Origin of the sequence: Hominiventricola filiformis (assembly GCF_020686965.1) — a bacterium.
GTDB lineage: Bacteria > Bacillota > Clostridia > Lachnospirales > Lachnospiraceae > Hominiventricola > Hominiventricola filiformis.
This window is the reverse complement of the sequence record NZ_JAJEPS010000036.1, coordinates 1-7999: the sequence shown is the minus strand read 5'-3', so window position 1 is coordinate 7999 and position 7999 is coordinate 1. Positions and strand designations below refer to the sequence as shown.

Sequence of the window (7999 nt, the reverse complement as noted above, 5' to 3'; positions counted from 1 at the left end):
CATCCGGTATTGCTTAGATATCTTATTATGATGTTTAGCAATATGGAAAAGAATAAAAAGGGTGAGCAAATGTCAAGAGCAGATCTCGATAATATTCATACTGTTTTTGACGTGCTTCAATCTCAGCTGGCAAACCAATGTTTAAATCTGAACAAATAGCTTCAAAATTATCAAGAACATCCACAATTTTATTTTGAATATCTATATTAGGTATTGAAATCGGCATACTACTCAAAGCAGTTGCACCAAAATTTTGTTGTGCTGCTCCCGATTGCATTTTTTGAACATATTTTTTCCCACTAATAGAATTAATATAATAACAAACATATTTAGGATTTGTCTTTTCAAAATTTTTAAGTCGAATAATTAGAGTTGTAAATGTTTGTGCTCCTTCATATTTTTTAGGAACAATACATGCTTGTCCAGGATAACCTGTTCTAGTAACTAAAATATCATTCTCTTTTAAAATTTTATTTTTATATTTTGAGGAAAAATCATTATCAATATATATCAAATCAGCATCATCCAAATGATTCTCCTTAATATTTTGGTTTCTAAACATTATTACTCCACTATCTCTATACGAGCGGGTCGCTGAATTTGCAATTCCAACTGTAACAGACTCTGATATTTCTCCTATAGTAGTTTTTTTTACTGTATCATTACTATTTAACAACTTATCTCTATAAAATTCATATTGTTTCTTCCGAGCTATACGCTCGGCTGTAAGCTTGCCTTTGAGCTCGGCTGTAAATGACGTGAAAGAGTCTAAGATATGTACTATTTCACGTTGTATCTCCAGCGGAGGTACAGGAAGTTTAATAGCTTTAATCGCAGGCACACTAGAATGAACAACTTTACTTTTTACCTTTCCAGCACTTTTCTGTTTTTGTGCATCCACTGTGGACAAAGCATAACTTATATATTTGGGATCTTCTCTATGTTTCAACACAACGATATCTCCGCCCGCTAGACATTTCTCATTTCCTATATAAGCACAACATTTTGCAATATCTTCAACACTTTCTCCAGTAATGGCAAATAAAATATCTCCATATTCAAAATACTTTGGTGATTTTACATATTCCAATTGTGTATGAGACTTACATTTTTCAAACCATACACCGTAAGTTGTATAAATTTCTCCATAGCGCACACAGGGTATTCCATTTTCTGTCACCTGATCTCTTCTTATCCCAGAACCTCTGTATATATCTACTGCTATTTCATCAATTGTTTTATATTCTACACCATCTGGGCAAAGCTCTGCGATCAATTCATCCAACTTACTCATGCATTCACCAACCAATCTTTTTTCTTAATTTTTTTCAAATATTTATCCAACTCATATATTTTTTCTATTTGTAATTCCGCTACGCAATATAAATCTTTAAAATCCACACCTATATATTTAAAAAATTTCATTCCATCTGCTTTATGAGAATAGACATATAACACAAAATCTGCACTTTGATTTTTGGTATTTACTTTTAATCCGTTAAAATCTAGATGGAACCAGTCATTGCTATGCGTAAACATTTCAACAAGCTTAGAAGTTCTATCTCTAATATCCACACAAATCAAATCTCCATCGAAACCATATTTTTCATGTCTATTTGTCGACAACGGATGTGCCACTGCGAAGGATCTTAATGCTTTAAAAAATCTTCTTGATTTCAAAATACTATCTTCATTTTTGAATACAAAGTTATCTACCATTCCTTTATCAAGAATTTTCAACAAAGTGTCACTCGCCTCACATATCCAGTCAACCAAGATAATAATAAATATTACTTCTTTCATCGAAGGATTTGACAAGTTTTCAATTTCTGTATTCAAATCATGTATACAATAACCAATTTTTTGAAGACAATCGCAGCTACAATAATAATTTTCTTTATTTCCCCATATCCATTTTTTATTAATTCCTTCGCCTAAACCATTAAGATCTCTCAATCTGTCCATTTCTATTCTAACTCAATTTCTGCAATGATTTTATCAATCTCATCCCGAAGCACCTGTTCACGAGCAACAATTTCTTTGATTTCTGCATTAAGTTTCACAATATCAATTTTCTCTCTGGTATCTTCAGCCTCCACATAAGTAGAGACAGATAGATTGTAGTCATTGTCAACTACTTCCTCATAATTTGCCAAATGTGCAAAGTGTTTTGCTTCTTCACGTTTTGCAAATACATCTACAATTCGGTCAATATTTTCTGGTGTCAGTTTATTATTATTCGTAACCTTTATGCATTCACCTGTCGCATCAATAAACAGTGTTTTATTATCTGTCTTGTTCTTTTTCATCACCATAATACAGGTTGCAATGGAAGTCCCAAAGAACAGGTTACTCGGTAGCTGAATAATGCAGTCAATGTAGTTATTATCTACCAGATATTTACGAATTTTCTGCTCTGCACCTCCACGATACATAATACCAGGGAAACATACAATAGCGGCCGTTCCATTGGATGCAAGCCATGACAGGCTGTGCATAATAAATGCCATATCCGCTTTGCTTTTAGGTGCCAGAACTCCGGCCGGAGCAAATCGTGGATCGTTGATAAGCAGCGGATTTTCGTCACCGGCCCATTTAATAGAATATGGAGGATTCGATACTATCAATTCGAATGGCTCATCATCCCAATGCTGGGGACTAATCAATGTATCCTCACAGGCAATATCAAATTTATCAAATCCCACATCATGCAAAAACATATTAATACGGCACAGATTGTACGTTGTAATATTGATTTCCTGTCCATAGAATCCATTCCGAATCGCATCTTTGCCAAGCACTTTTTCTGCTTTTAAAAGCAAAGAACCAGACCCGCATGCCGGATCATATACTTTATTAATTTCTGTTTTTCCTACTGTTCCTAACCGGGTGAGCAATTCAGACACATCCGCTGGCGTAAAAAATTCTCCACCTGATTTTCCGGCGTTTGACGCATACATCGTCATAAGATACTCATATGCATCACCAAAAGCATCAATGGAATGATCCTTCACGTCACCAAGGTTCATTTCCGCTACACCATTCAACAATTTTACTAACTTTTCATTACGCTTTGCGACTGTAGCTCCCAGCTTATTGCTATTTACATCATAGTCATCAAACAAACCGGCAAAATCATTTTCCGCTTCACTTCCCTGTGCAGATTCCTCAATATGACGAAATACACGCTCTAATGTCTCATTTAAATTTTCGTCTTCTGCTGCATTTGCACGAACATTACAAAACAACTCACTTGGCAAAATGAAAAAACCTTTTTCTTCGACTAATCCTTCTCTAGCCTCTTCCGCATCATCATCTGACATTTTAGCAAAATCAAATTCTATATTTTCAGCTTCAATCTCACCACTATTGATATAGTTGCAAAGATTTTCTGATATATAACGATAAAACATTGTTCCAAGAACATAGTTTTTAAAATCCCAGCCATCAACTGCTCCCCGCAGCTCATCCGCGATTGCCCATATTGCGCGATGCAGTTCGTCCCGTTCCTGCTCTTTTTTAGTATCGACCATTCTTCTCCTCCGTCACTTTTCAATCTTAAATTTTCTATTATAAAGGGAATCTTTTTCAGAAATAGATATAAGAAAAATATATCATGTTACCAGCCTTTTTTCAATGTACCAACTCTTGTTTCATGGTCTCAATAAATTATCGTTCGCACCGATATTTATCTTGAAATAAATATACTCACGTGTTATATTGAACATAGAAAAAGGGAAAGCCAGAGAAGTGGCTTACCCGAACACTATAGCATCAACCTTTTATAAGGTCAGCCGTCATTATTCGCAGTAATGGCGGCTATTTTCGTTTTCCCTTGAAAATCGTGTAACACAATCCAACAAGGGCGCAAATGAATATTCCAATCTGAATTAAATCAGAGTATGTAACATACATCGGCAACGCTCTCCTTTCTTTCGTCTGGAGGGTTAAGTCTGCGCTTCGCTCCGGTCGTTGCTAAACAAGCCCCACCGGGGCTTAGCAACCCTCCGAAGGGGAGGGTAAGCCGCCCGGCTCTCTGGTTTTCCATGTATCTATATTATCATCTAATAGTATCACTTTCAATTAAATTTTGATTGAATTTACCTGCAATACCAACCTCTATTAATGATATGAGTTGTGATGTGCTAAATGCTGAACTGTCGAAGGGAATGGATTCTTTAAAATCAGAAAAAAACTTATACCCCTGATGAGATCGATGCTGAATTAATGAAAGAATTTGGAATATAATGAATTACTATCTGATCAGTCATTCCTTGGACAGATACGAAAACATTCTCAATTTCTACCCAATGCGTAGTACAAATAATCAGTAATCTTTAGCAAAATTCCTAAGAATGGCTATATAGCCATCCTGTATCACCCTATAGCCAATAATTTCTATATTCATGGGTATTGTTTTATTTCAGTGCTTTATAAAACCCATTTCTGCATTTTTTCGCAGAGAAACACTTGCTATTTTTCACCAATACGCTTATTTTCGGGTGCTGGACTACTTATTATCTCTATCTGCCCAAACGAGGCGGATATTACAATATCATATGTAAGTCCAACAGCAAACGGCAGCGTATCGCCTGACAACATAATCACCAATACAAGTTAAAGGCCGCTCCTCACCCGAGAAGCGGCCTTCACAATCTATGACTTCCTATTTATTTGAGTTTATCCAGAATGGAATATCCAATGGTTCCTTCTGGCATTTTTACACCGAAATCATCTGCTATAGTAGCGCCAATGATGGCAAAGGTATCGGTCTCCGGGAGTTCTCCGCTGCCTTTCATTGCTTTGGAGTATGCCAGGAACGGTACTTTTTCTCTGGTGTGGTCGGTTCCGGTATAGGTCGGATCGTTTCCATGGTCTGCGGTGATAATGAGAAGGTCGTCTTCACGCAGGGTGTCAAGAAGGACTCCCAGGTTTACATCGAATTTCTCAATCTCCTGTGCGTAGCCTGACGGATTTCTTCTGTGTCCCCACAGAGCGTCGAAATCTACCAGATTGACAAAGCAGAGTCCATGGAAATCTTTCTTTGCCACATCGATGGTCTGTTCCATGCCATGAACGGAGCTCTTTGACTTATATGCCTCTGTAATGCCCTCTCCCACGAAAATATCATTGATCTTTCCGATGGAGATGACATCAAGGCCTGCATCTTTCATTGCATTCAGCGCGGTCGGACCAAAGGGTTTCAATGCATAGTCATGACGGTTGCTGGTACGCTTGAACTCGCCTTTTTTCTTGCCGACATACGGTCTTGCAATCACACGGCCCACTTTCCACTCGTCTCTCATGGTCAGTTCTCTGGCAATCTCACAGCAACGGTACAGCTCGTCAAGACCGAAGGTCTCCTCATTTCCGCAAATCTGAAGAACGGAATCGGCAGAGGTGTACACGATCATATGTCCTGTTGCAATTTCTTCTTCTGCCAGTTCATCCAGAATTTCCGTGCCGCTGGCACTCTTATTGCCGATGACCTTATGCCCGGTACGCTCTTCCAATTCTTTGATCAGTTCCGGCGGAAATCCGGTCTCGGTAAAGGTCTGGAATGGTTTGGTCACTTCCAGTCCCATCATTTCCCAATGTCCGGTCATGGTATCTTTTCCGCGGCTCTTTTCCCGCAGCTTGCCGTAGTAAGCCAGCGGATGATCCGTCGGTGCAACTTGCTTTAACGGAGTAATATTTGCCATTCCCAATCTTTGGAGATTCTGGATCTCAAAGGTGTCGACAGATTCTGAAATATGTCCCAGGGTATTGACACCGATGTCACCGAAATCCGCAGAGTCCGGCATTGCACCAACTCCCAGAGAATCCATAACAACTACAAAAACTCTCTTAAATTTTTCCATGTTACTCTCTCCTATCAAGTTTTAGATTATTTGGTCCGAATCCAAGCGGAAGAAGCTCTTTCAGTGTGAAGATTTCATACTGCTCTTTTCCGGTTGCCAGAATGATCTGGAACTCTTCCGGATCACAGAACTCCATCATAACCTGACGGCAGACACCACATGGAGCTGCATATTCTTTCAGTTCTTTATTCATACCGCCCACAACACAGATAGCATCAAATTCCAACACGCCCTCGCTGACTGCCTTGAAAAATGCCGTTCTCTCCGCACAGTTGCTTGGAGTATAGCCTGCATTTTCAATATTGCAGCCGCCATAGACGGTTCCGTTCTTTGCCAGCAGAGCCGCTCCCACATGGAAATGAGAATAGGGTACATAGGAATAATCCATCATATTGATAGCTTTATCAATCATTTCTTCAATCTGCTTCTTTTCCAGCTCTTTCATACAACCTCAAACAATCCTTTCCTTAATATCCAGTTGCCTCTTCCTGTTTCACCAGTTTGATAATACGGCTGGTTCCCAGACGGTCCGCACCCAGAGAAAGGAACTTTTCTGCATCATCAAGAGAAGAAATTCCTCCAGCTGCCTTCATCTTCACATTCGGTCCGATATGCTCGGAAAACAGTTTGATATCCTCAAAAGTTGCACCTGCTTTGGAAAATCCGGTAGATGTTTTAATATAATCAGCTCCTGCTTTTGTCACTGCTTCACACATACGGATTTTTTCTTCATCGGTGAGCAGGCAGGTCTCGATGATGACTTTCAGTATTTTGGAACCGCATGCTTTTTTGAGCGTACGGATTTCCTCTTCGATGCAGTCAAATTTGCCGTCTTTTGCCCAACCGATATTGATGACCATATCAATCTCATCTGCGCCATTTGTCAGTGCATCCCTGGTCTCAAACTCTTTTGCCGCGGTGGTCATGTATCCGTTCGGGAAACCAATCACGGTGCAGACTGCCATTTTATCCTGTACATATTCTTTTACTTGTTTTACATAAGCAGGCGGAATACATACAGAAGCGGTTCCATAGGTAATTGCATCATCACAGATCTGTTTGATCTCCGCCCAGGTAGCAGTCTGCGTCAGCAGTGTATGATCAACATGCTTTAAAATTTCTTTTACATCCATTCTTATAAATTCTCCCCGTCTTTATTATTATGCCAGTTCCAGTGCAATCTCCATCATCTTACCGAATCCCAGCTGACGGTCTTCTGCACTTAAGAACTCGTTGGTATACAAATGGTCAGAAATGGTCAGCATACAGAGGGCTTTCTTACCTGCTTTTGCTGCATTCATATACAGAGCTGCCGCTTCCATCTCCACAGCCAGTACACCCATGCTGCGCCACAGATCATTGACATTCGGGTTCGCATTGTAAAATACGTCAGAAGAAAGGACATTTCCAACGACTACATTGGTACCCTGACGTTTTGCAGTCTCAACGGCTCTGTTCAGCAGGTCATAATCTGCGATCGGAGCAAAGGTTCCCGGAAGGCCATACTGATATACATAGTTGGAATCCGTGCAGGCACCCATGCCGATGACTACATCCATCAATTTCAGATGATCCTGCAGGGCTCCTGCAGAACCAATACGGATGATCTGATCTACATCATAGAAGTTAAACAGCTCATAGGAATAGATTCCGACGGAAGGCATACCCATGCCTCCGCCCATAACGGAAATCTCTTTTCCTTTGTAAGTTCCGGTATATCCAAACATGTTTCTGACTGCAGTTACCTGTCTCGGATTCTCGAGATACGTCTCTGCAATGTATTTTGCTCTCAATGGATCTCCGGGCATCAGTACGGTTTTGGCGAAATCGCCTGCTTTGGCGCTGTTGTGCGCAGTTGGTGTGTTGGACATGTTTGTTCTCCTTTCTTATTTAGACTTCACAAAAATCTTGCCGTTGGCTGCCGGTGTGTGGGCTTTTCCCACGAACAGCACAAGTGCCACGATAGTTACCACATACGGGATCATAGAAATCAGGTTCGGGGATACCATGTTGCTCTGGGATGCCAGGGATTTAATACCACTGCAAAGTCCGAAGAGCAGGCATGCCTTCGTTGCTCCCCCCGGGGAGAACTTTCCGAAAATGACTGCCGCAATCGCGATGAAGCCCTGTCCTACGAT

The 7999-nt window shown here is 40.1% G+C and carries 7 protein-coding genes and 1 pseudogene; all 8 read right to left on the bottom strand.

From position 1 onward, the window contains the following. Positions 1-34 precede the first annotated feature (34 nt). Positions 35-1294: a restriction endonuclease subunit S gene (locus tag LKD36_RS17085; RefSeq protein ID WP_308460356.1), complete on the bottom strand. Its 1260-nt coding sequence runs from the start codon at positions 1292-1294 to the stop codon at positions 35-37. Then, complete coding sequence (locus LKD36_RS17080) at positions 1291-1965, bottom strand: hypothetical protein (RefSeq protein WP_308460355.1); 675 nt, start codon at positions 1963-1965, stop codon at positions 1291-1293. The genes LKD36_RS17085 and LKD36_RS17080 overlap by 4 nt, the downstream gene beginning before the upstream one ends. 2 nt (positions 1966-1967) lie before the next feature. Beyond that, positions 1968-3533: a type I restriction-modification system subunit M gene (locus tag LKD36_RS17075; protein ID WP_308460354.1), complete on the bottom strand. Its 1566-nt coding sequence runs from the start codon at positions 3531-3533 to the stop codon at positions 1968-1970. 1137 nt (positions 3534-4670) lie between these two features. Continuing rightward, entirely contained in the window at positions 4671-5861 is a 1191-nt protein-coding gene (locus tag LKD36_RS17070) for a phosphopentomutase (protein ID WP_118769850.1), read from the bottom strand. Position 5862: 1 nt separating this feature from the next. Continuing rightward, complete coding sequence (locus LKD36_RS17065) at positions 5863-6297, bottom strand: cytidine deaminase (RefSeq protein WP_118770097.1); 435 nt, start codon at positions 6295-6297, stop codon at positions 5863-5865. 31 nt (positions 6298-6328) lie between these two features. Next, the gene (gene deoC, locus LKD36_RS17060) at positions 6329-6994 is read right to left on the bottom strand and encodes a deoxyribose-phosphate aldolase (protein WP_118769849.1); all 666 of its coding nucleotides are present in this window, start codon (positions 6992-6994) and stop codon (positions 6329-6331) included. 27 nt (positions 6995-7021) lie between these two features. Next, positions 7022-7732, bottom strand: coding sequence for a purine-nucleoside phosphorylase (gene deoD / locus LKD36_RS17055; protein ID WP_118769848.1), 711 nt, complete (start codon positions 7730-7732; stop codon positions 7022-7024). A gap of 15 nt (positions 7733-7747) precedes the next feature. Then, positions 7748-7999: pseudogene (locus LKD36_RS17050) on the bottom strand (ABC transporter permease); the annotation flags it as partial.

Excerpts from the sequence above, each read along its gene's own strand:
- LKD36_RS17080 (WP_308460355.1), bottom strand. The coding sequence starts at position 1,965 with ATGGACAGATTGAGAGATCTTAATGGTTTAGGCGAAGGAATTAATAAA.
- deoD (WP_118769848.1), bottom strand. The coding sequence starts at position 7,732 with ATGTCCAACACACCAACTGCGCACAACAGCGCCAAAGCAGGCGATTTC.
- LKD36_RS17085 (WP_308460356.1), bottom strand. The coding sequence starts at position 1,294 with ATGAGTAAGTTGGATGAATTGATCGCAGAGCTTTGCCCAGATGGTGTA.
- deoC (WP_118769849.1), bottom strand. The coding sequence starts at position 6,994 with ATGGATGTAAAAGAAATTTTAAAGCATGTTGATCATACACTGCTGACG.
- LKD36_RS17075 (WP_308460354.1), bottom strand. The coding sequence starts at position 3,533 with ATGGTCGATACTAAAAAAGAGCAGGAACGGGACGAACTGCATCGCGCA.
- LKD36_RS17070 (WP_118769850.1), bottom strand. The coding sequence starts at position 5,861 with ATGGAAAAATTTAAGAGAGTTTTTGTAGTTGTTATGGATTCTCTGGGA.